Annotated in this window: 1 protein-coding gene; it reads left to right on the forward strand. The window is 63.3% G+C overall.

All coding sequences use genetic code 11. The annotated features are described in order from the left end of the window. Window positions 1–581, forward strand: a 581-nt coding sequence (locus NLX82_RS27470) for a beta-ketoacyl [acyl carrier protein] synthase domain-containing protein (protein WP_254349310.1), incomplete at both ends; no start/stop codon positions are given.

A 581-nucleotide genomic window follows, 5' to 3' on the forward strand; every position in this document is an offset into this window, starting at 1 on the left:
GCGGAAGCAGGAGGGGACAGCGGAGGAAACGTAGGCGTGTACGTGGGTGTGATGTACGAAGAATACCAGCTGTACGGTGCGGAGCGGACGTTGCAGGGGCATCCGCTGGCGCTGTCAGGGAACCCATCGTCGGTGGCAAACCGGGTGTCGTACTACTTCAACTTCCACGGGCCGAGCATGGCGGTGGATACGATGTGCTCCTCGTCGCTGACGGCTCTCCATTTGGCCTGCCAAAGCCTGCAGCAGGGGACGTGCAAGCTGGCGATTGCCGGCGGGGTAAACGTCTCGGTGCACCCGAATAAATACCTGATGCTGGCCCAGGGCAAGTTTGCCTCCAGCAAGGGGCGGTGCGAAAGCTTCGGAGAAGGAGGAGACGGCTATGTGCCGGGGGAAGGCGTAGGCGCGGTGCTGCTGAAGCCGCTGGCCCAGGCGGTGGCGGACGGGGATCAGATCTACGGCATCATCAAGGGAACGGCGGTGAACCACGGTGGGAAGACGAACGGCTATACCGTGCCAAACCCGAAGGCGCAGGCGGAGGTAATCACGCGTGCGCTGGAGGAAGCGGGAGTGCATCCGCGGAC

The sequence above is a fragment of the Paenibacillus sp. A3M_27_13 genome (assembly GCF_024213315.1).
GTDB lineage: Bacteria > Bacillota > Bacilli > Paenibacillales > Paenibacillaceae > Paenibacillus > Paenibacillus polymyxa_B.